This is a genomic window from Micromonospora sp. NPDC048830 (assembly GCF_043198215.1).
Classification (GTDB): Bacteria; Actinomycetota; Actinomycetes; order Mycobacteriales; family Micromonosporaceae; genus Micromonospora.
In genome coordinates this window covers 73861-94009 of the sequence record NZ_JBICUP010000006.1, presented here as the reverse complement: position 1 = coordinate 94009, position 20149 = coordinate 73861, and the positions used below count along the sequence as shown (strand labels likewise).

Annotated in this window: 24 protein-coding genes; 16 read left to right on the top strand and 8 right to left on the bottom strand. The window is 73.9% G+C overall.

Annotation, left to right across the window (positions count from 1 at the left end; all coding sequences use genetic code 11):
* Positions 1-60: 60 nt before the first annotated feature.
* Entirely contained in the window at positions 61-1032 is a 972-nt protein-coding gene (locus ACGFIZ_RS08180) for an NlpC/P60 family protein (RefSeq protein ID WP_393417028.1), read from the bottom strand.
* Positions 1033-1559: 527 nt separating this feature from the next.
* On the opposite strand from ACGFIZ_RS08180, the gene ACGFIZ_RS08175 reads away from it, so the two are divergent.
* Complete coding sequence (locus ACGFIZ_RS08175; RefSeq protein ID WP_393417026.1) at positions 1560-2042, top strand: DUF6232 family protein; 483 nt, start codon at positions 1560-1562, stop codon at positions 2040-2042.
* 41 nt (positions 2043-2083) lie between these two features.
* Here the strand turns inward: ACGFIZ_RS08175 and ACGFIZ_RS08170 are convergent, their stop codons facing one another.
* Together ACGFIZ_RS08170 and ACGFIZ_RS08165 are read right to left on the bottom strand one after the other, a co-directional pair.
* A complete protein-coding gene (locus ACGFIZ_RS08170) occupies positions 2084-2410 on the bottom strand; it encodes a DUF3817 domain-containing protein (RefSeq protein ID WP_347667455.1) in 327 nt (108 codons plus the stop codon).
* A 53-nt stretch (positions 2411-2463) separates the two neighbouring features.
* Complete coding sequence (locus ACGFIZ_RS08165; protein ID WP_393417024.1) at positions 2464-2907, bottom strand: hypothetical protein; 444 nt, start codon at positions 2905-2907, stop codon at positions 2464-2466.
* Positions 2908-3029: 122 nt separating this feature from the next.
* Between ACGFIZ_RS08165 and ACGFIZ_RS08160 the strand changes: the two genes are divergently transcribed.
* The 3 genes from ACGFIZ_RS08160 (at position 3030) to ACGFIZ_RS08150 (ending at position 4314) form a co-directional block, all read left to right on the top strand.
* Positions 3030-3356: a DUF6158 family protein gene (locus tag ACGFIZ_RS08160; protein WP_393417022.1), complete on the top strand. Its 327-nt coding sequence runs from the start codon at positions 3030-3032 to the stop codon at positions 3354-3356.
* Positions 3356-3688, top strand: coding sequence for a hypothetical protein (locus ACGFIZ_RS08155; protein ID WP_393417020.1), 333 nt, complete (start codon positions 3356-3358; stop codon positions 3686-3688). The genes ACGFIZ_RS08160 and ACGFIZ_RS08155 overlap by 1 nt, the downstream gene beginning before the upstream one ends.
* A gap of 86 nt (positions 3689-3774) precedes the next feature.
* Complete coding sequence (locus tag ACGFIZ_RS08150) at positions 3775-4314, top strand: DUF1360 domain-containing protein (RefSeq protein WP_393417018.1); 540 nt, start codon at positions 3775-3777, stop codon at positions 4312-4314.
* A gap of 19 nt (positions 4315-4333) precedes the next feature.
* On the opposite strand, the gene ACGFIZ_RS08145 is transcribed toward ACGFIZ_RS08150, so the two are convergent.
* The 3 genes from ACGFIZ_RS08145 to ACGFIZ_RS08135 all read right to left on the bottom strand — a co-directional run bounded on the left by ACGFIZ_RS08145 (position 4334) and on the right by ACGFIZ_RS08135 (position 6227).
* Entirely contained in the window at positions 4334-4531 is a 198-nt protein-coding gene (locus ACGFIZ_RS08145; RefSeq protein ID WP_393417016.1) for a hypothetical protein, read from the bottom strand.
* A 119-nt stretch (positions 4532-4650) separates the two neighbouring features.
* Positions 4651-4959: a hypothetical protein gene (locus tag ACGFIZ_RS08140; protein ID WP_393417260.1), complete on the bottom strand. Its 309-nt coding sequence runs from the start codon at positions 4957-4959 to the stop codon at positions 4651-4653.
* A 182-nt stretch (positions 4960-5141) separates the two neighbouring features.
* A complete protein-coding gene (locus ACGFIZ_RS08135) occupies positions 5142-6227 on the bottom strand; it encodes a 3-deoxy-7-phosphoheptulonate synthase (RefSeq protein WP_393417014.1) in 1086 nt (361 codons plus the stop codon).
* A 516-nt stretch (positions 6228-6743) separates the two neighbouring features.
* On the opposite strand from ACGFIZ_RS08135, the gene ACGFIZ_RS08130 reads away from it, so the two are divergent.
* From ACGFIZ_RS08130 to ACGFIZ_RS08075, 12 genes are all read left to right on the top strand, one after another.
* Positions 6744-6998 carry a hypothetical protein gene (locus ACGFIZ_RS08130; RefSeq protein ID WP_393417012.1) on the top strand — a complete coding sequence of 85 codons (255 nt, stop codon included), beginning with the start codon at positions 6744-6746 and terminating at the stop codon, positions 6996-6998.
* A gap of 246 nt (positions 6999-7244) precedes the next feature.
* The gene (locus ACGFIZ_RS08125; RefSeq protein WP_393417010.1) at positions 7245-8537 is read left to right on the top strand and encodes a M16 family metallopeptidase; all 1293 of its coding nucleotides are present in this window, start codon (positions 7245-7247) and stop codon (positions 8535-8537) included.
* A complete protein-coding gene (locus ACGFIZ_RS08120) occupies positions 8534-9883 on the top strand; it encodes a M16 family metallopeptidase (RefSeq protein WP_393417008.1) in 1350 nt (449 codons plus the stop codon). Before ACGFIZ_RS08125 ends, ACGFIZ_RS08120 begins: the two co-directional genes overlap by 4 nt.
* A 528-nt stretch (positions 9884-10411) precedes the next feature.
* Positions 10412-11434, top strand: a complete 1023-nt coding sequence (locus ACGFIZ_RS08115) for an aspartate-semialdehyde dehydrogenase (RefSeq protein ID WP_393417006.1) — start codon at positions 10412-10414, stop codon at positions 11432-11434.
* Between the two features lie 189 nt (positions 11435-11623).
* Positions 11624-12064 carry a PPOX class F420-dependent oxidoreductase gene (locus ACGFIZ_RS08110; protein WP_393417005.1) on the top strand — a complete coding sequence of 147 codons (441 nt, stop codon included), beginning with the start codon at positions 11624-11626 and terminating at the stop codon, positions 12062-12064.
* Positions 12065-12151: 87 nt separating this feature from the next.
* Positions 12152-12568 carry a CBS domain-containing protein gene (locus ACGFIZ_RS08105; RefSeq protein WP_393417004.1) on the top strand — a complete coding sequence of 139 codons (417 nt, stop codon included), beginning with the start codon at positions 12152-12154 and terminating at the stop codon, positions 12566-12568.
* Between the two features lie 163 nt (positions 12569-12731).
* The gene (locus ACGFIZ_RS08100) at positions 12732-13100 is read left to right on the top strand and encodes an SCP2 sterol-binding domain-containing protein (RefSeq protein ID WP_393417002.1); all 369 of its coding nucleotides are present in this window, start codon (positions 12732-12734) and stop codon (positions 13098-13100) included.
* Positions 13100-15160, top strand: a complete 2061-nt coding sequence (locus tag ACGFIZ_RS08095) for a glycogen debranching N-terminal domain-containing protein (RefSeq protein ID WP_393417000.1) — start codon at positions 13100-13102, stop codon at positions 15158-15160. Before ACGFIZ_RS08100 ends, ACGFIZ_RS08095 begins: the two co-directional genes overlap by 1 nt.
* A gap of 563 nt (positions 15161-15723) precedes the next feature.
* On the top strand, positions 15724-16464 hold the full coding sequence (locus tag ACGFIZ_RS08090) for a hypothetical protein (protein WP_393416998.1): 741 nt from the start codon (positions 15724-15726) through the stop codon (positions 16462-16464).
* A gap of 35 nt (positions 16465-16499) precedes the next feature.
* Entirely contained in the window at positions 16500-16973 is a 474-nt protein-coding gene (locus ACGFIZ_RS08085; protein WP_393416996.1) for a GNAT family N-acetyltransferase, read from the top strand.
* A 173-nt stretch (positions 16974-17146) separates the two neighbouring features.
* Complete coding sequence (locus tag ACGFIZ_RS08080; RefSeq protein ID WP_393416994.1) at positions 17147-17527, top strand: YybH family protein; 381 nt, start codon at positions 17147-17149, stop codon at positions 17525-17527.
* A 77-nt stretch (positions 17528-17604) separates the two neighbouring features.
* Positions 17605-18498, top strand: a complete 894-nt coding sequence (locus ACGFIZ_RS08075) for a hypothetical protein (RefSeq protein WP_393416993.1) — start codon at positions 17605-17607, stop codon at positions 18496-18498.
* Positions 18499-18554: 56 nt separating this feature from the next.
* Here the strand turns inward: ACGFIZ_RS08075 and ACGFIZ_RS08070 are convergent, their stop codons facing one another.
* Complete coding sequence (locus ACGFIZ_RS08070; RefSeq protein ID WP_393416991.1) at positions 18555-19259, bottom strand: uridylate kinase; 705 nt, start codon at positions 19257-19259, stop codon at positions 18555-18557.
* Between the two features lie 415 nt (positions 19260-19674).
* Positions 19675-19971 carry a hypothetical protein gene (locus ACGFIZ_RS08065; protein ID WP_393416989.1) on the bottom strand — a complete coding sequence of 99 codons (297 nt, stop codon included), beginning with the start codon at positions 19969-19971 and terminating at the stop codon, positions 19675-19677.
* Positions 19972-20149 lie beyond the last annotated feature (178 nt).

Here is a 20149-nt window from a genome sequence, read left to right as displayed (position 1 = left end):
GGGAATGACGGCGAACGGCCGGCGTCCGACAGGGGACGCCGGCCGTTCGCCGTACGCCCGTCAGCGGACCCGGCCGTAGCCGTACGGGGTCATCAGGTCCATGGCGCGCTTCTCCACGTTCCGGCCGAAGGTCGGGGCGTGGATCACCTGTCCGCCACCGACGTAGAGCGCGACGTGCCCGAGGCTGGTGTAGAAGACGAGGTCGCCGGGCCGTAGCTGGCTGCGGCTGATGTGGCTCACCACGCCCCACTGCATTCGCGCGTTGTGCGGCAGGGACTTGCCGGCGGCGCGCCAGGCGGCCAGGGTGAGGCCGGAGCAGTCGTACCCGTCGGGGCCGTCCGCGGCCCAGACGTACGGTTTGCCGAGCGCGCCGTAGGCGTACCGGACCGCCGTACCGGCCCGCCCGGAGACGGCCGGGGCGTCGCCGCCGGACTCTCCCCGGGAGCCCGGCGGCTCGGTGGCCCGGCCGTACGCCTGCCGGCGCATCTCGTACAGCTCGGCCAGGTCCTTCTCGATCCTGCGCTTGGCGGCGGCGAGCTGCCTGGCCTGCGCCGCCTGCCGGGCCAGTGTCATCTCCAGCCGGGTCTTCTGGTCGAGCAGCCGGCGCTGGTTCTGGGTGAAGCCGGCGATGCGCCGCTGGCGCTGCCGGGTCAGCTGGTCGAGGGTGTCCAGCCGGTCCAGCAGGTTGCTCGGGCCGCCCGTGCCCAGCAGCGCGTTCGCGGTGTCCAGCCGGCCCGACTTGTACGCGGTGACGGCGATCTCGCCGACGTCCGCCCGGCTCTGCGCGGCCTGCCTCTCCAGCGGTTCGATCCGGACCACCAGCGCCGCCGCGGCGGCCTTGTTCTCCTTCATGTCCTCGGTGAGCTTGTTGTAGGACTCGACGACCCGTTCCAGCTCGGTCGAGGACTTCTCGATCCGCCGCGTCAGTTCGGCGGGCGACGGCTCGGCCCGAGCCGCCGACGCCGGGGCGACCAGCACGGCCGAGACGCCGACCGCCGCCAGGGCGCGCAGCAGATTCCTGACACACGACAAGAGCGGAGGGCTCCTCTCCTGCGGCCCGCCGGACCACACGCGCCGCGGCGGCACCGGCCCGGGGCTGTCCAGGGTGGACGGCGCTCGACCGTTCCGGCTCGCCCAACGTAGCGCGGGGCAGGAGTGAGCCGCAGGGAAAGTAGGGGCGACAGAGGAAAAAGGGCCGGATGTTTTGCGAGGGATTGTCACGTTCGGTAGTCGGGGCGCGGAGTCGATGCGCCGGAGGCGACGGTCGAGACGGGCGATCGGTCGCTTTCGTCGTTCTGGGCGGATGCTGCCGGGGTGCCGAGCACGATAGCGTGATAAGTCGGAATTGGCGGCAGTTTGCCGGCGTCGGCGCGGGCGGGGCAGCCCGCCACGCGCCGCAAAATGCACGCCTGGGCTGGCGCGACGGCAACAAAATGAAGGTGAGCCGGGATCCCGTCGGCGTCGATGGGCAGCCGCGGGGACCGCGCCCGGCGCCTCAGCCGTGGGAGACAGCCGTGACCCGAAATGGTTCCGCTACCCGCCCGCCCCGGTCACCGAGAGTGACCCCCGCCTCCCCGATCCTGCTCTACGCCCGGCCCGGCATCGTCGTCACCGCGGACCGGTTCACCGTCGGCAGCACCACCTGGCAGGTCGCCGACATCACCCACCTGCACACCAGCCGGGGGCCGCACGACAGACTCGCCGTCCGGGCCGTCGCGGCGACCGCCGTCGTGATCGCCGGGGTCGGGGTGGTGCTCGGCTTCGCCGGCGGCCTGGAACGGCTCACCGCCCGGGCGTACCTGGCCCTCGGGGCGGTGGTCCTGCTGCCGCTGCTGCTCGCCGCGGTCGGCGACCGCTGGCGTCCGCCGCCGTACGAGCTGTGGGGCTGGTACCGCGGCGTCGAGGTGCTGCTGTTCAGCAGCGACGACGAGCGCCAGTTCGGGCAGGTCAGCCGCGCCGTGCGGCGGGCCCGGGAGGGCGTGCGGTACGGCGGCTGGGGCGACCCGCCCGCCGCCGACGACCTCTGGCGTCCGGGCCGCTGATCCGCCGCTGGGTCGCTGATCCGTCCCCCGGGCCGGCCGCTTCAGCCGGCGACCGGCTCCGGGGTGCGGGTCTGCTCCGGGGCGGCCCAGTGGCTGACCTTCCGCTCGGCGTAGAAGGAGACGAACGGCACGGTGCCGGCGAGCATCACCAGCAGCATCCGCTTGAGCGGCCAGTCCGCGCGGCGGGACAGGTCGAACGTCGCGGCCAGGTACAGCATGTAGAGCCAGCCGTGCGCCGTGCCGACCACCGCGACCACGGTCGGCCGGTCGAAGCCGTACTTCAGCGGCATGCCGATCAGGACCAGCACGGCCAGCGCCACGCCCACGATCCAGGCGATCACGCGGTACCGGGTAAGGGCTCCGCCCACCTTCGTCCGTCCTTCCGAGCCCGGCGTCGGCCGGGGTAGTCGCGAACCCGGCGTCAGCCGGGGTAGTCACCGGGCCGGGCGCCCGGGTTGGCGTTCAACCATCGCAGGTAGCGGTTGTAGGCGGCCAGCTCGGCGTCCTCGGCGTCGTCCGCCGGCGCCGCCGGCACCCGGACCCGCACGGGTCGGCGTACCCCCGACGGGGCCGCCGGGGACGGCGCCGGTGCCGCGGCGTCGACCGCGCCCGCAGCGGCGGTGGCGTCGGGACCGGTGGCGGCGTCGTCGGCCGCCTGAGCACGCAGGGCGTGGCGCAGCTCACGCCACCAGACGTAGCAGACGAAGCCGGCGAAGACCGGCCACTCGACGGCGTAGCCCCAGCTCAGCGTGTTGCCGCCGGCGGCCCGGCTGACCTGCCACCAGCCCAGCCCCAGAAACCCCCCGACCAGCACGACTGTGGCCACGTGGCGGGCGATCCACGCCGGTGTCCAGAGCCGCTTCATGCCTACGAGGGTACCGGGGCCGGCGGCGGTCTCCGACGCGGTGTCGTAGTTCCGAGGGGTTTGGTGACACCGGGTCTGGGCATCCGTCTAGACGCCAGCCCAGACGAGACGAGGAGGCGACGATGACCGAATCGGTACGGTGGAGCACCGATACCACGGACGCCAGCCCCGAGCAGCGGGTGCCCGAGTGGGACGGCGACCACCTCCACGACGTGTCGGCCGACGACGCGGCCGGCGACGTCGAGCTGGGGATCGACCCGGCCGAGCTGGCCGACGAGGACCTGATCCGCGAGATGCACAGCCTGCACCGCACCCGCCTCGACACGCTGCGGCACGCGACGGACTCGGCGCTGGCCAACCACCTGCGCCGTACGGCGGAGTTGGAGACCGAGTACCTCGCGCGGTATCCCGGCCGCGAGATCGACCCCGGTCGGCTCCGGGGCGAGTGATGCGGCACCACGCCGAGCGGGGGATGTCGGTGCCGCCCGAGGTCGTCTTCAACACGGCGACCGACCCCGACCGGGCGGCGGCGTGGCTGCCGGAGCCACTGCGCAGGGACGGCGGCAGCCGTCCCGACGTCAGCACGGGCCAGATGCGCGCCCGGTGGGCCAGCGAATCCGCCCCCGACTGGTCGGCCGAGATCCAGGTGGAGCCGGCCGACGCCGGGGGCGCCCGGGTCAGGCTGGACCTGGCCGGCGGGTCCGCCCAGGACGCGGGACTGGCCGACGAGACCCTCGCCAACCTGGCCCGCGAGGCGGCCGACAACCTGACCGCCGGCTGAGCGCCGCGCCCGTTCCCCCGGCTGGACCTGGCCACCGGCCGCCGGGCCCGCCGCGCCGCGGGCGCCCGAGACGACAGGAGACGGGGTTGACCCAGACCAGCCTGAAACAGAAGGTGGCGCGGCTGCGCCAGGCGTACGCGCCGCACGAGCACCGCCCGCTGGGCGGGTACCTGGCCGCGATGGGCGCGTACGCGGGGGTGACCGCCTCGATCGCGGCGCTGGCCAGGGCGACCGGCCGGCCCGTGCCGGAGCGGCCCGCCGTCGCCGACGTGGCGCTGCTCGGCATCGCCACCCACAAACTCAGCCGGCTGCTGGCCAAGGACGCCATCACCAGCCCGCTGCGCGCCCCGTTCACCCGCTACGACCGCCCCAGCGGCAGTGGCGAGGTGATGGAGCAGGTCCGCGACTCGGGCAGCCCGACCCGGCACGCCATCGGCGAGCTGCTGAGCTGCCCGTTCTGCCTGGCGGTGTGGGTCGCCACCGGGCTCACCGGCGGGCTCGTGCTGGCGCCCCGGCTCACCCGGCTGGTGGCCACCGCGCTGACCGCGGTGGCCGCCTCCGACTTCCTCCAGATGGGCTACGCGGTGGCCCAGCGGGCCGCCGAGGGCGGCGGCCGGCAGGACTGAGCACCGGTGGCCCGGTGGGTCAGGACTGCATGCCCGACCAGCCGCGCGGCGATTCCGGTTCGCGGTCGTCCTCGTCCTCGCCGGTGATCACGTCCCGTGCCACGGCCGTCCGGTCGTGCTCCTCGGCGAAGTCCGGTTCGGGCGTGGTGCCCCGCCCCTCCGGCGGCTGCCCGAGCGCCGTGACGTGCTCGGGGCGCGGCTCCTCGCGATCGGTCATCTCGCTGTCCTCTCCGTCAGGGCCCTCGGGGTCCGGCGTCGCCGGTCACCCTGGCAGGGCGGGCTCAGGCCCACGGTGCCGACCAGCGGGCGACGGTGACGTGAACGCCCGCGAGTGGCTCAGGCCACCGTCCCGCCCAGTTGGTCGGCCGCCTCGTCCACGGCGTACTCGCCCTCGGGAAGGGCGGCGATCCGGGTGAGCAACGCCGCGGGCAGGCCGGCCGCGACCGCCCGGCGGTAGATGTCCGCCTGGCTGATCCGCTCCTGACCGTGGTAGAGGTCGTCGAGCAGCTCGTCCAGCGGCCGGGTGTCCGGCTCGTCGGCGGCCTCCGGGCCGGTCGGCGCGTCCGTCGCGGCGGCACTCGTCACGGCCGCGTCGCCGGCGGTCCGGTCGAGCGCGGTCGGATCGGTCCCGGCCTCGTCACTCATGGGCTCGTCGCTCACGCCGACCACCTACCCGGGGCGGAAACGGTCAAACGTCACCCGCGCCGTCCCACCCTGGCCCGGCTGCCGGTGATCATGGAGTTGGCGGCCTTGTCGATCTCCGAATCAGCCGCCAACCCCATGATCATCGGTTTCCCGGGGGGCCCGTGCCGGTGGGGGTGGGTGGGTCAGGCGGGGGTCGTCAGGACGGGGGTGCGGCGGCGGGTACGGACGGCGGCGGCCAGGTCCTCCAGCACCTCAGCCGTCGTGTCCCAGCCCAGGCAGGCGTCCGTGATGGAACGGCCGTACTCCAGCTCCCGGGTCGGGTCCAGGTCCTGCCGGCCGGGGAGCAGGAAGCTCTCCAGCATGATGCCCACGATGCCCCGCTGCCCGGCGGCGAGCTGGGCCGCGACGTCGGCGGCGACCAGCGGCTGGCGACGGTGGTCCTTTCCGCTGTTGTCGTGGCTGGCGTCGATCACGACGCGCTCGGGCAGCCCGGCCGCCCGCAGCTGCCCCAGCGCCGCCGCCACGGAGTCCGCGTCGTAGTTCGGGCCGCCCCGGCCGCCGCGCAGCACCAGGTGGCCGTCCGCGTTGCCCCGGGTGTGCATGATCGCCGGGGTGCCGGAGACGTCGATGCCGGGGAAGACGTGCGGGACGCCCGCCGCCCGGATCGCGTCCACGGCCGTGGCGATGCTGCCGTCGGGGCGGTTCTTCATCCCGATCGGCATGGACAGGCCCGAGGCGAGCTGCCGGTGCACCTGGCTCTCCACCGTACGGGCGCCGATGGCGCCCCAGGCCACCGTGTCGGCGATGTACTGCGGGGTGATCGGGTCGAGGAACTCGCAGCCCACCGGGAGACCGAGGCGCAGCACGTCCAGCAGCAGCGCCCGCGCCGTGCGCAGGCCCGTGTTCACGTCGCCGGAGCCGTCCAGCCCGGGGTCGTTGATCAGGCCCTTCCAGCCGACCGTGGAGCGCGGCTTCTCGAAGTAGACCCGCATCACGATCAGCAGGTCGTCGGCGAGTTGGTCGGCCACCACGCGCAGCCGCCGCGCGTAGTCCAGGGCGGCGACCGGGTCGTGCACCGAGCAGGGGCCGACCACCACGAGCAGGCGGTCGTCGGCGCGGTCCAGCACCCGGCCGGCCGCGCGGCGGCCGTCGAGCACCGCCTCGGCGAGCGGGGCCTCCAAGGGCAGATCGTGGTGGAGCAGGGCGGGGGTGGTCAACGGCACGACGCGGTCGATCCGCTGGTCGATGACCCGGTCGGGGGTCGTCACGGTGGTTTTCCTTCCGCCGACCGCACCCGGGGCCGGCGCCCGGGGTCGAGCCGGCTGCTCGTACGCAGAAAGGCAGGGGCTGGAAGTCCCTGCCTGGGCCGGCTCGAAGAGGAAGTGACGTCAGATCATGGTGAGGTCACCGGCTCCTCCAGCCGGCTGCCTAAACCATCGATACGACCGCGTCACGCCGGCCAGCCTACCCGACGCGACGGGTAACGCTCACCCCCAGGTGGCGAAAGTCTCGCCTCGCGTTAATCATCATCGATGGATCGGACGGTAGCGTCGGCGTCACGTGACGCCGTCATCGGGAGGTTGCTCGCAGCGCGGCACCTCGGGCTCGTCCTCCATCGGCATCACGTACGAGGTGCGCGGCCCGTTCCATTGAAGCGGGGGTGCGCGGCCCGTTCCGCTGAGCCCCGGACGGGGTACAGGGGGCGGCATGAGCGAGCGTAGCGAGCGAGTCGGCCAGCTCAGTGCCACAGCTCATGACGGCGCCGAGCGGAGCGAGGTGACGGCATGAGCCACGACCAGAGCGACCAGGACCGGGTGGAGTCCCGCGCCCACCACCTGCTGCCCGAGGAGGCGGCCGTCGGCAGCGAGGACCCGCAGGCCCAGGCGGACGCCATCCTCACCGAGTCGGACATCCGCGAGGACACCGACGTCGCCCCGGACACGATGCTGGAGCGGCGTACCTCGGAGGAGACGGTGACTCCGGTACCGGAGCGGCGTACCTCCGAGGGGACGGTGATCTCGGACGAGCCGCCGGACTGAGCGCGGTGGCGGCCGCCCGGCCGCGGGACGCCCATCCCGCGGCCGGGCGGCGCCGTGCTGGATCGGCGCCGTGCGGGATCGATCGGCGCCGTGCGGGATCGATCGGCGCCGTGCGGGATCGATCGGCGCCGTGCGGGATCGAACGGCGCCGTGGCGGATCGGGCGATCCGGGCCCTCCTGGCCCGTGCCGCGCCGACCCGGCCGGCTCGTCCCCTTTCCGCCCGCGCGATCGGATAGCGTCGGGCCATGCCCGACAGCGGTTACCCCTGGCCGATCGAGACGACCCGACTGGACAACGGTCTGCGTGTGGTGGTGAGCGAGGACCGCACCGCCCCGGCGGTCGCTGTGAACCTCTGGTACGACGTGGGCTCGCGACACGAGCCGGACGGACAGACGGGCTTCGCCCACCTCTTCGAGCACCTGATGTTCGAGGGCTCGGTGAACGTGGCGAAGACCGAGCACATGAAGTTCGTGCAGGGCGCGGGTGGTTCGCTCAACGCCACCACCAACCCGGACCGCACGAACTACTTCGAGACCCTTCCCGCCGAGCACCTGGAGTTGGCCCTCTGGCTGGAGGCCGACCGGATGGGCGGCCTGGTGCCGGCGCTGACCCAGGAGACGCTGGACAACCAGCGTGAGGTGGTCAAGAACGAGCGCCGCCAACGCTACGAGAACGTCCCGTACGGCGACGCGTGGCTGCGGCTGCTGCCGCTGCTCTACCCGCCGGGGCACCCGTACCACCACGCCACGATCGGCTCGATGGCCGACCTGAACGCGGCCGACCTGGGCACCTTCCAGGGCTTCCACCGCACGTACTACGCGCCGAACAACGCCGTGCTCACCGTGGTCGGCGACACCACGGCGACCGAGGTGTTCGCGCTCGCCGACAAGTACTTCGGCGCCATCCCGGCCCGGGAGGAGATCCCCGCCGCGCCCGACGGGCGGCACGTCCCGGCCGCCGGCGAGCCGGCCCGGGAGACCGTGGCCGCCGCCGTGCCCGCCCCCCGCGTCTACGTCGCGCACCGCACCCACCCGTTCGGCACCCCCGGGTACGACGTCGCCACGGTGCTCGCCACCGTGCTCGGCAGCGGTCGGGGCAGCCGCCTCTACCAGCGGCTCGCCGACGGCGAGCGGATCGCCCAGCCCGACCTCGTCGCCGCGTACGGGGTGGACCTCGCGTACGGCCCCGCCCCGCTGGTCGTCACCGCGACCGCCCGTCCCGGGGTGACCGCCGAGCGGCTGGCCGCCGGGGTGGCCGAGGTGGTCGACGAGCTGGCCACCGTTCCCGTCACGGCCACCGAGCTGGACCGGGCCAAGGCGCTGCTCACCACGGCCTGGTGGCGGCAGATGTCCACCGTGGACGGCCGGGCGGACACCCTCGGCCGGTACGCCACCCTGTTCGGCGACCCGGCGAAGGCCGCCGAGCGGCTGCCCGCCTGGCTCGCCGTGACCGCCGACCAGATCGCCGAGCTGGCCGCCCAGGTCCTGCGCCCCGAGGACCGGGCAACCCTGACCTACCTGCCGGAGGAGAACTCGTGACCCTCATCGCCGACCGTCCCGGGCCGGGGCTGGCCCGGCCGTACCGGTTCCCCCAGGTGGTCCGGCGGACCGTCGCCGGCGGCCCGGTCGTCGCCGCGCACCTGCCCGGGCAGAACCTCGCCGTGGCGCTGCTGCTGCTCGACGCCGGCGCCGGGCGCGAGCCCGTCGGCAAGGAGGGGCTCGGCGCGGTGCTGGCCAAGGCGCTGGAGGAGGGCACCGCGCAGCGGGACGCCGCCGCGTACGCGCTCGCCGTGGAGGGGCTCGGCACCGAGCTGGTGACCTCGCTGGACTGGGACTCGTTCCAGGTGAGCGTCCAGGTGCCGGTGGACCGGCTGGGCGCCGCCGTGGAGCTGCTCGCGGAGGCCGTCCGGACGCCCAGGCTGGACCCGGACGACGTGCGCCGGGTCCGCGGCGACGAGGCGACCGCGCTGCGGATGGACTGGGCCAACCCCGGCCCCCGGGCCGACGCCGTGCTGCGCGCCGACCTGTTCGGCGCCCAGAACCGCTGGGGCCGGCCGATGTACGGCGACCCGGACTCCGTGGCGGGCCTGGACGTGGAGGACGTCACCGTCTTCCACTCCGAGTGGTTCATCCGCCCGGGCACGCTGATCGTCGCCGGCGACCTGGAGCGGATCGACCTGGACGCGCTCGGCGCGGCGGCCTTCGCGGGCGTCGGTGGCGGCCCGGTCGAGCGGGGCGGCCCGATCGAGGTCCCGCCGCACGCCGGGCGGCGGATCATCCTGGTCGACCGGCCCGGGTCGGTGCAGTCCACGCTGCGGCTGGGTCATCCGTCCCCGCACCGGGCGCACCCCGACCACGTGCCGATGACCCTGGCGGGGACGGTGCTCGGCGGGGCCTTCACCTCCCGGTTGAACCACCTGATCCGCGAGGTGCACGGCTACACGTACGGCATCCGGGGCGACTTCGCCTCGTCCCGCCGGTTCGGCCGGTTCGCGGTCAGCTCCGCGGTGCAGACCGCCGTCACCGCGCCCGCGCTGGTCGAGGCGGTGGGCGAGATCAGCCGTACGCAGGCGGGCGGGGTGACCGAGGACGAGCTGGCGGTGGCCCGCTTCTGGCGGGCCGGGCAGCTCTCGGTCGAGTTGCAGAGCCCCCGGTCGATCGCGTCGGCCCTGACCACGCTGGTCGTGCACGACCTGCCGGACGACTACCACGCCCGGCTGCGCGAGTCGCTGCTCGCCGCCGACGTGGCCGGCGTCTCGGCGGCGGCCGCCGCCCACCTGCACCCGGAGTCGCTCACCCTGGTTGTCGAGGGCGACGCGGCGTTGATCCGCGACGACCTCACCGCCACGGGCCTCGGCGAGGTCGTCGACGCCCCACCCCTGTGACCGTCCCGGTCGCGATGGGGTGGGGCCCGCCGTGCCGGCTCCGATGGTCGCGCTGGGGGTGGGGCCCGCCGTGCCGGCTCCCGTGGTTGCGGTGGGGGTGGGGCCCGCCGTGCCCGGCTCCGGGCGGTCAGGCTTGATCCCTGCGCCGGTCACGGGCCCCACCCGGCCCGCCGCCGGCTCCTGCCGCCGGCCCCCACCCCGTTGATCATGGAGTTGACGGCACTTCGGGAGATCCACATCGCCGCCAACTCCATGATCAACGCGATTGGGCGGGGCGTGCGGGCGGCGCGAGGGCGGGGTGGGGCGGGGTGGGGGCGGGTGTGATTCGCGTCGCTTCCCGGGTGTGGTGGGTGGGGCGGTCGGTGCGGATGCTGCGGCGGGGCGGGGGATCCGCCGGGGATCTTCCGTCGGCGACGGCCCCGGCGGGCGGTCGTTGTGGCGGACGGGCAGGTCGGGCGGGGCGTGGGCCGGGCCCGGCGGTGGGAAAGCGTTCCCGGGTGGCCCGCGCGGCTGGGTAGCCTCGCGGGCATGAGGATCGGCATTGTGGGGGCCACCGGGCAGGTCGGTGGCGTGATGCGGCAGGTGCTGGCGGAACGGCAGTTCCCGGCGGAGCAGCTGCGGCTGTTCGCCTCCGCCCGGTCGGCGGGGCGCACCCTGCCCTGGCGCGACGGCGAGGTGACGGTCGAGGACGCGGCCACCGCCGACTACTCCGGCCTGGACATCGTGCTCTTCTCCGCCGGAAAGGGCACGGCGAAGGAACTGGCGCCGCGCGTCGCCGCGGCCGGCGCGGTCGTCATCGACAACTCGTCGGCGTTCCGGACGGACCCGGAGGTCCCGCTGGTCGTCGCCGAGGTCAACCCGCACGCCGCGACGCACCGCCCGAAGGGCATCATCGCCAACCCCAACTGCACCACGATGGCCGCGATGCCGGTGCTGCGCCCGCTGCACGCCGAGGCCGGACTGGTCGCGCTGGTCGTCTCGACGTACCAGGCGGTCTCCGGCGCCGGCCTGGCCGGCGTCGCCGAGCTGGACGAGCAGGTCCGCAAGGTCGCCGAGCAGGCGACCGGGCTGGCCTTCGACGGCGCGGCCGTGGAGTTCCCGGCGCCGCGGGTGTTCGCCCGGCCGATCGCGTTCAACGTGCTGCCGCTCGCCGGCTCGGTCGTCGACGACGGCTCCGAGGAGACCGACGAGGAGCAGAAGCTGCGCAACGAGAGCCGCAAGATCCTGGAGATCCCTGGGCTGAAGGTGTCCGGCACCTGCGTCCGGGTCCCGGTCTTCACCGGCCACTCGCTCCAGATCAACGCCCGCTTCGCGCGGCCGATCACCCCCCAGCGGGCCCGCGAACTCCTCGACGGCGCGCCCGGGGTGGCGCTGGCCGAGGTCCCGACGCCGCTGGCCGCCGCCGGCCAGGACCCGACGTACGTGGGCCGGATCCGGGCCGACGAGACGGTGGAGCACGGCCTCGCCCTGTTCTGCTCCAACGACAACCTCCGCAAGGGCGCCGCGCTGAACGCGGTGCAGATCGCCGAACTGGTCGCCGCCGCGCGCTGACCGACGGCCCTGTCCGCGCCGGAGGTCGAACGCCCACCTTCGCGGAAAGAGTGGCTGTTCCGCGCCGGATGGCCACTCTTTCCGGGAGTCTGCGCGGACGCGCCAGGCTGGCGGGGCGTCGTGCCGCCCTGCGCGGCGCTGCGTCGGGTTGGATGGAGGCGACATCCACGACGCGACGCGGAGGCTTCGATGGCGGACGAGACCGAGCGGCAGGCCCTGACCGACCTGGTCGCCGGCCGGTGGCTGGGAGTGCTGGCGACCGTCAAGCGGGACGGTCGGCCGCAACTGTCCAACGTGGTCTACGCCTTCGACCGGGAGCGGATGCTGATCCGGGTCTCGGTGACCGACGGGCGGGCGAAGACGGCCAACCTGCGCCGCGACCCCCGGGCCAGCTTCCAGGTGAGCAGCGAGGACGGCTGGTCGTACGCGGTCGCCGAGGCGCGCGCCGAGCTGACCCCGGTCGCGCAGCGCCCGGACGACCCGACGGTCGAGGAACTGGTGGGGCTCTACCGGGCCGTGCAGGGCGAGCACCCGGACTGGGACGACTTCCGGGCCGCGATGGTGGCCGAGCGCCGGCTGGTGCTGCGGCTGTACGTCGAGCGCCTCTACGGCATGGCCCCGCGCGGCTGACCCGCTCCGCCCGCCCGGTGCCGCCGTCGCGTTACCCCGCCCCGAGGGGCGGGTAGACGGCGGTGCCGACACCGAGAGGGGAGCACCATGACAACGGTCGGAGAGTTCATGACGACCCGGTTGGTGACGATGAACGGCAACGACTCACTCACGGCCGCGGCGCGGGAGATGCGCGACAGCGCCATCGGCGACGTGGTGGTGACCGACGGCGACGCCGTGGTCGGCATCGTCACGGACCGGGACATCACGGTCCGGGCCGTGGCGGAGAGCATGGACCCCAGTTCGACCAGGCTCAACCAGATCACCAGCCGCGACGTGGTCACGGTGAGCCAGAACGACGACGCGGTGGCCGCCGCCGACCTGATGCGCACGTACGCCGTACGCCGCCTGCCGGTGGTCGACGACGGCCGGCTGGTCGGTCTGGTCTCGATGGGCGACCTCGCGGTCGAGCGGGAGCCGCAGTCGGTGCTGGCGGACATCAGCGCGGACGACCCCAACAACTGACCGTCCGCCGCGGCGCGCCGGCCCCCTCCGCCTGAGGGGGCCGGCGTCGCGTCTCGGTGGACCGGCCGGCCCCGCTCACCCGATCCGGGCGAGGTTGACCCCGCCCCGCGCGGGGACCCTCCTGCTGCGTCGGACGCCACGATCGACGGGAGGGGGCGACCCGATGACGGACGTGAGCAGGTTCTTCGAGGGGCTGCACCGGCGGGGGTACGAGCCGCTGCTGGCCAAGACGTCCGGGACCCTGCGGTTCGACCTGCAGGAGGGGGCGCAGACCACGCACTGGCTGGTGGCGATCGACCGGGGAAACCTGCGGGTGAGCCAGGAGAACCGGGAGGCGGACACGGTCGTCGGGATCTGCCCGGAGCTGTTGGAGAAGCTCGCCTCCGGCCGTGAGGACGGCATCGCGGCGTGGCTGCGCGGGGACATGACGGTGACCGGTGACGCCCGACTGGTGGTGCAGGTGGAGCGGCTGTTTCCCGGGCCGCCGGACAGTCACGGGCCGCGCCGGGTCTTCGAGAGGGAGGCGCGCTGATGGCGCAGACCAACACGATCCGGATCCTGGACGGCAGCACCTTCGTGGTCTCGGAGGACACGGGCGACATCGAGGCGACGCCGAGCGAGCCGACGGGGCTGTTCTCGCTCGACACCCGGTTCCTGTCCCGGTGGGTGCTGACGGTCAACGGGGAGCGGCTGAACGCCCTGTCGTACGACGACCTGCAGTACTACGAGGCGCGGTTCTTCCTGGTGCCGGGCATGGCCACCCACTACATCGACGCGAAGCTGTCGATCGTCCGGGAGCGGACCGTCGGCGGCAGCTTCCACGAGCAGCTGACCATCCTCAACCACGACGAGAAGGCGGTCGACCTGGAGGTCCGGATGGACGCCGGCTCCGACTTCGCCGACCTGTTCCAGGTCAAGGACGAGATCCTGAACAAGACGGGGGAGATCTACTCCGAGGCGGAGCCGGACCGGCTGCGGCTGGGCTACCGGCGGGGCAACTTCACGCGGGAGACGGTCATCACCTCGTCCAAGCCCGCCCGGTACGACCGCGACGGCTTCGCGTACAGCATCCACCTCGAGCCGAACGAGCAGTGGGTGGCCGAGATCGACGTACGGACGTACGCGCTGGGCCTGGGCGGGCGGGACCTGCGGATGGGGCTGCGCGCGCACGGCGGCGAGCGGGTGGCCCTGGAGCACGACCTGCGGGAGTGGATCGCCAACGCGCCGAAGGTGAACGCCGAGTGCGAGCACGTGCAACGGACGTACCGGCGGAGCCTCGTCGACCTCGCGGCGCTGCGCTTCTCGCCGCTGTCGCTCGGCGGGGCGACGCTGCCGGCGGCGGGCCTGCCCTGGTTCATGACGATGTTCGGCCGGGACAGCATCCTGACCTGCCTCCAGGTGCTGCCGTTCGCCCCGGCCCTGTCCAGTACGACGCTGCGCATCCTCGCCTCGTTGCAGGGCACCCGGTTCGACGACTTCCGGGACGAGGACCCGGGCCGGATCCTGCACGAGATGCGGTACGGCGAGACCGCCGCGTTCGAGGAGCAGCCGCACTCGCCGTACTACGGGACGGCGGACGCCACCCCGCTGTTCGTCGTGCTGCTCGACGAGTACGAGAAGTGGACCGGTGACGTGGCGCTGGTCAAGGAGTTGGAGCGGGAGTGCCGGGCCGCGCTGAGGTGGATCGACGACCACGCCGACCTGGTGGGCAACGGTTACATCTGGTACGAGCGGCGCAACACGGACACGGGCCTGGAGAACCAGTGCTGGAAGGACTCCTGGGATTCGCTGTCGTACCGCGACGGCCGGCTGCCCGGCTATCCGCGGGCCACCTGCGAACTCCAGGGCTACGCGTACGACGCGAAGATCCGGGCGGCGCGGCTGGCTCGCGAGTTCTGGCAGGACCCGGCGTTCGCGGAGCAGTTGGAGCGGGAGGCGGCGGAGCTGAAGGAGCGGTTCAACCGGGACTGGTGGGTCGAGGACGGGGAGTACTACGCCCTGGCGCTGGACCCGGAGGGCCGCCCGCTGGACGTGCTCAGCTCGAACATCGGCCACCTGCTGTGGAGCGGCATCGTCGACCCCTCCCGGGCCGAGAAGGTCGCGCAGCACCTGGTGGGGCCGCGGCTGTTCTCCGGTTGGGGCGTGCGGACGCTGGCCGAGGGGGAGGTCCGCTACAACCCGATCGGCTACCACAACGGCACGATCTGGCCGTTCGACAACTCGTTCATCGCGTGGGGTCTGCGCCGGTACGGGTTCGCCGAGGAGGCCGCAACCATCGCCGACGGCATTCTCGCCGCCGCCCAGTACTTCGACGGCCGGCTGCCGGAGGCGTTCGGCGGGTACCCGCGCGAGCTGACGAAGTTCCCCGTGGAGTATCCGACGGCGTGCAGCCCGCAGGCCTGGTCGACGGGCACCCCGATGCTGCTGCTGCGTACCATGCTCGGCCTCGAGCCGCACGAGGGCCACCTGGGGGTGGAGCCGCGCCTGCCGGTCGGCATGGGCCGGATCGAGGTGCTGGACATCCCCGGCCGGTGGGGCAGGGTGGACGCCTTCGCCCGGGGCCGGCTCGACCTGCACCAGTTGGCCGCCTGAGCCGCCCCCGCCGCCGGCGTCGCCAGTGTCGTCGGCTCCGGCGGCGGGGGCTTCCCCGACGAACTCGCCGCGCAGCTCGTCCGGCTGCTCGACATCCGGTTGCTCGACCCCCTGGAGATCCTGCTCGACGGCGACGAGTCCGTTCGCCGCCCTGCGCGACCTCGTCCGCGTCCGCGCCGGCCGCTGGGCGGAGCGGATCGTCGCCGGGGACGACGCCACCGCCGTCGGCACGGTGATGCGCCTGATCAGCACCCTGTACCCCGACGACGGCCCGTTCTCCCCGCCGCCGGAGTGGTGGCGCACCCCGCTGGGCAGGGCCGTCGCCTGGCGGGTCGGCCACCCCACCGCCACCTCCGTCTCGTACGCCGTCGCCGGGGCGATGCTCGGGATCAGCCGGCAGGGCGTGCACGACCTGGTCACCCGGGGCAAGCTCACCCGGCACCCCGACGGCGGGGTCACCCCGGAGTCCGGTGGCATGCGTCGATCGTGCCGACGGCGGCGGATGCTGTCGCCCCGATTTCGTGCGGGTGCCGCGGGACCGCGGCCGGTCCCGCTCCTGGGCCGTGCCCGCCGAAACCGGCGTCGGCGCCCGGGCGCGGCCGGCGCTGGCGTACCCTCGGCCGGTGCTGCTCGACGCCGACGCCGAGAACGAGGTCGCCTACCGGCTCTGCCAGATCCTCGGCCGGGCCATCCTGCCGGTCGACGGGCCGGCGGGCTCCGGCACGGCGTTCCTCTTCGACGCCGGCCCCGCGGGCGAGCACCTGCTCACGGCCGACGCGCTCACCCACACCCCGACCGGCGAGATCGTGCTGCGCGGCAGCGTCACCGAGCCGGCCGGCGTGGCAGGCGACGCCGTGGACCTGGCCGACCTCGCCCCGGCCTGGGCCCACCGCCCGGACCTCGGGGCCGCGATCCTGCCGATGGCGGTGCTGCACGAGTACGCGCGGGAGCGGGGCTGGCGCTGGCGTACCCAGCACGTCACCGAGGGCCTCGCCGCCGGGGCGGACCGGATCGCCCGCCTCGGCCCGCAGCCGTCCTCGGCGTTCGTGCTCGCCCACGGCGTACGGGAGGACCCCGCCACCCGGCGGCCGCTGGAGCTGGCGATCGAGCGCGTCGTCCGGGACGGGGACGCGGTCCGCCTCGACGCGGAGCTGCCCGACGGGTACGTCGGCGCGCCCGTGTTCGCCGTCGACACCGACCCCGACGGCGACCTGGAGGTGCACTGCCTGGGGCTCGTCCTGCCCGGCGACGGCGGCCACCTGCTGGCCACGTTCGACCGGATCCGCGCGGCACTGCCAGGATGAATTCGGGTCGAGGCGGTGGCAGTCGCGCCGGTAGGGTGCGCGCCACGCCCACCTCGCCGCGCCTCGAACAGGTCACGCCGGACAACGTCGAGGCCGCGTGCGAGCTGCGCGTACGGCCCGACCAGGAGCACCTGGTGGAGCCGGTCGCGCGGTCGCTGGCCGAGGCGTACGCGTGGGGGGAGATCGCCTGGCCCCGGCTGGTCTACGACGGCGACGAGCTGGTCGGCTTCCTGATGGGCTTCTTCCGCATCCAGTGGCGCCCGGACGACCCGACGGACCTGCGGTCGGGGCTGTGGCGGCTGAACATCGCCGCCGACCGCCAGGGGCGCGGGTACGGGCGCTTCGCCGTCCGGGCGGTCGCCGAGGAGGCGCGGCGGCGCGGGGAGACCCGGATCTACACGACCTGGGAGCCGGGCGAGGACGGGCCGGAGGAGTTCTACCGGCGGCTCGGGTTCCGGCTCACCGGGGAGTCCAGCGGCGGCCAGACCGTCGGCGCGCTGGAGCTGTAGCTCCCCCGCGTGGCCGCCTCCCGCGCGCTGGGGCCTCCCGCGCGGCCGCCTCCCGCGTGCGGGGGCGCGCAACTTCGGGGAAGTTGCGCCCTCGACGCCCGGCGAAGGCGACGTTTTCGGGGAAGTTGCGCGGATGGCGCCGGGCACCCGCTGATCCCGGCAGGCTGGTCCTCATGGACAGGAAACTGGTGGCCGACTGGATCGCGGCCTACGAGCGGGCGTGGCGGACGCCGGGGACGGACGCGCTCGCCGGCATCTTCACCGAGGACGCGAGCTATCGGCAGGGGCCCTACCGGACACCGGTCGTCGGCCTGCCGGCGATAGCCCGCATGTGGGAGGCGGAGCGCGACGGCCCGGACGAGGTGTTCCGAATGACCGCCGAGGTCGTGGCGGTCGAGGGTGACACGGCGGTGGCACGGCTGGAGGTCCGGTACGGCAACCCGGTCGCCCAGGAGTACCGAGATGTGTGGATCATGCGTTTCGCCGGGGACGGGCGGTGCCGCTCGTTCGAGGAGTGGCCCTTCTCGCCGCCGGAGCGGACCGCCGCGGGATAGGTGTGGGACTGTGCCAGGGCTGTCCGGTCCGGGCAGCGGTCGCTGCTGTCCTCTCGTCCATGGCATGATCGCGGACCGTGCGCCCCACTCGCGTCCTGCTGATCGCGTCCGCCGCGGCCGGCGCGCTGTCGGTCCTGGCGGCGCTGGTCGCCGCGGAGCGGGCCGCCGTGCAGTACGGTCTCGCCGCGTCGGCCGCGCTGATCGGGTACGTGCTGTTCGCCCGGCCGGCAGTGCCGCGGGTACGCTCGGCGCTGGCTGCCGGCGTCGGGCTGTTCGCGGTGCTCATGGTCGTGCGGCTCTGGTGGCTCCCGGAGCAGCCGGCCGATCTCCGCTGGATGACCCCCTGCTACGCGCCGATGGACGGCGGCGGCGCGTCCATAAGTCCGGTCCAGGTTCCGCCGACCACCCTGGACCAGTGGCGGCAGGCGATCGACCAGGAGCGGCTCGCCGCCGTCGGTCTGTTGCTCCAGGTGCTCTGTCTCGCGGTGGCGGTGATCGCCCTACCGGTTCGGCGGGGGCCGAAGGGCACCTGGCTGGCCGAGGGCGTCGCCGTACTGCTGCTCGCCGTGGTCGGCGTGAACGTCTGGTCCCGGGTCGACGGCGTCCCGCTGCTCGGCCTGCTCGGGGCCGGGTGGCCGGCGTTGCTGGCCACCCTGGCGGCGGCGGGGATGGTGGCGCTGTCGGGTGCGCGCGCCGACCGGGCCGTGCTCGTACCGCTCGGGGCGTTGCTGATCGCGGCGTCGGCGGCCGCCGCATTCGACGACGTGACCAGTGCCTGGTCCGCCTGGTGGAGGTTCGCGAACAGCGGCGACGATGCCTTCCTGGAGGCTGGCGTCGCCGTATCGGCGGGCGTATCGGTCGCCGGCTGGGCGGACGTGCCGGCGGCGGTCCGGACCGGCATGGCGCTCGCGGGGACCACGCTGCTCGCGGTGGGGGTCGTGACCGCCTCCCGCGACGCCGAACGGGCCTGACCGGCGCTCGGCGCATGCCGCGTCAACAACGTTGTTCCCACGTTCGTACGCTGCGTCTACGGCGCGTCGCCGTGTCTCCCGGCGCACGGCTCGACGTCTTTCCGCCAGCGCAGAATGGCGGGGACCAGTGGGTCACCCATGTCCAGCACGATGTCCGCCCGGTCGATCGGTCGCGCCTCCGCCCGGTACAGCGCCTGCCCCGGCAGGTACCGGCCGCGGTACCGCTGCTCGACGACGGCGGCCGACCCGAACAGGTCGAGATCGCGTACGAGGGCGCGTCGCAGGGCCACCTCGGGCTCGACGTGCAGGTAGAGCGTCACGTCCCAGAATTCGCGGAGTTCGGGGCGTAGGAGGAAGACCCCGTCGAACAGTAGGATCGAGTCCTTCCGCGCCTGCTGGCGTTGCGGCGGCACCGGCTCGTCGGCCCGGTGGTCGTAGATTCCCGGCAGGTACTCTCCGTCGCCGTCCGGGCCGAGCGGGCGCAGCACCGAGCCGACGATGGCGTCGTGGTCGAACGAGTCCAGGTAGCAGCCCTCGGCGGACAGGGAACCTCGTCGCCGCCGGACGGCGGCCGGCCGGTGGAAGCGGTCGACGCTGAGCCGGATCACTCCTCGGTGCACGCCCAACCGGTCGGCCAACTCGTCGGCCAGGCGGGTCTTCCCGGCCGCGTCGAGGCCGTCGACGGCTACCCGCAGCGGGTGCGGTACCCGCTGGCGCCCGAGGTCGTCGGCCAGGCGCGCCAGTAGCCGCTCACGCTCCATCCGGACCACCTGCCGAACGTAATGCGGCGCCCGTCCGGTGGGTGAGTGCCCAGCCCAGGGGTGGGTTCACCAGCGCCCGCCGTTGGCGCGCCGGGGTTGTGCGGGGGTGAGGCGGCAGACCCGGCCGACCTGTGGGTTGGTGCGGGTCACCTTGTCCCACAAACAGCTGTTTCGCCCGGAACCGGTCCTGCTGCGGCCCGACGGGCGCGAATCTTGGTATGAAACGGCCCCTCCGGGGGCATTTTCGTACCAAGATTTCCCGTCGGACGGCTCGGTGGGGGCGGGTGTGTGGCGGTCGGGGCAGGTGGTCCAGCGCAGGCCGCAGGAGCACCAGCGCCGCCACCGCCGCCAGGTGCGCCGGTGGCGCGGAGCGAGGGGGATGGGCTGGGCGTCGCGCCGCCGGCGCGGCCACATGTCAGCGCCGCCCATCGGGTACGCGCACCGGCTGCTGCGCGTGGGCCACCAGCTCGTCGACGGCCCGGTCGGTCATGCCCCGGGTACGCAGCACGGCCCGACCCCACCGGTGCAGCCGGCACGGGTACGGGGTGCGGTCGCTGCGGCACAGTTCGCCAGCTGGCCAGGATTCCGGCCCGTGTTGCAGCACGGCCCGCATGGCGAGCTGTATGTGCTGCTGTGTCACGTACGGCGGTATCGGCAATTCGCCGAGCACCTTCTCCACCGCGTCCACCGGCTCATCGACCGCAAACTTCACGCCGTGCCCTCCCTCGTTGCTTGGATTGCGGCACCGGAACGGGCGGGGGCGGCCAGCCGCCCCATTGCGGCCGACCGGTGACCCAGCACCCGCCCCGGGCCTGCGGATCGAGCTTCGCCCTCGACCTGTGGGTCCGGTAATGACTACAGTCAGTACGGATGCCGCATAGTTGTGGTAC

Excerpts from the sequence above, each read along its gene's own strand:
- ACGFIZ_RS08105 (WP_393417004.1), top strand. The coding sequence starts at position 12,152 with ATGACAACGGTCGGAGAGTTCATGACGACCCGGTTGGTGACGATGAAC.
- ACGFIZ_RS08155 (WP_393417020.1), top strand. The coding sequence starts at position 3,356 with ATGCGGCACCACGCCGAGCGGGGGATGTCGGTGCCGCCCGAGGTCGTC.
- ACGFIZ_RS08140 (WP_393417260.1), bottom strand. The coding sequence starts at position 4,959 with ATGAGTGACGAGGCCGGGACCGATCCGACCGCGCTCGACCGGACCGCC.
- ACGFIZ_RS08165 (WP_393417024.1), bottom strand. The coding sequence starts at position 2,907 with ATGAAGCGGCTCTGGACACCGGCGTGGATCGCCCGCCACGTGGCCACA.
- ACGFIZ_RS08080 (WP_393416994.1), top strand. The coding sequence starts at position 17,147 with ATGGACAGGAAACTGGTGGCCGACTGGATCGCGGCCTACGAGCGGGCG.
- ACGFIZ_RS08115 (WP_393417006.1), top strand. The coding sequence starts at position 10,412 with ATGAGGATCGGCATTGTGGGGGCCACCGGGCAGGTCGGTGGCGTGATG.
- ACGFIZ_RS08160 (WP_393417022.1), top strand. The coding sequence starts at position 3,030 with ATGACCGAATCGGTACGGTGGAGCACCGATACCACGGACGCCAGCCCC.
- ACGFIZ_RS08130 (WP_393417012.1), top strand. The coding sequence starts at position 6,744 with ATGAGCCACGACCAGAGCGACCAGGACCGGGTGGAGTCCCGCGCCCAC.
- ACGFIZ_RS08110 (WP_393417005.1), top strand. The coding sequence starts at position 11,624 with ATGGCGGACGAGACCGAGCGGCAGGCCCTGACCGACCTGGTCGCCGGC.
- ACGFIZ_RS08070 (WP_393416991.1), bottom strand. The coding sequence starts at position 19,259 with ATGGAGCGTGAGCGGCTACTGGCGCGCCTGGCCGACGACCTCGGGCGC.
- ACGFIZ_RS08145 (WP_393417016.1), bottom strand. The coding sequence starts at position 4,531 with ATGACCGATCGCGAGGAGCCGCGCCCCGAGCACGTCACGGCGCTCGGG.
- ACGFIZ_RS08125 (WP_393417010.1), top strand. The coding sequence starts at position 7,245 with ATGCCCGACAGCGGTTACCCCTGGCCGATCGAGACGACCCGACTGGAC.
- ACGFIZ_RS08095 (WP_393417000.1), top strand. The coding sequence starts at position 13,100 with ATGGCGCAGACCAACACGATCCGGATCCTGGACGGCAGCACCTTCGTG.
- ACGFIZ_RS08100 (WP_393417002.1), top strand. The coding sequence starts at position 12,732 with ATGACGGACGTGAGCAGGTTCTTCGAGGGGCTGCACCGGCGGGGGTAC.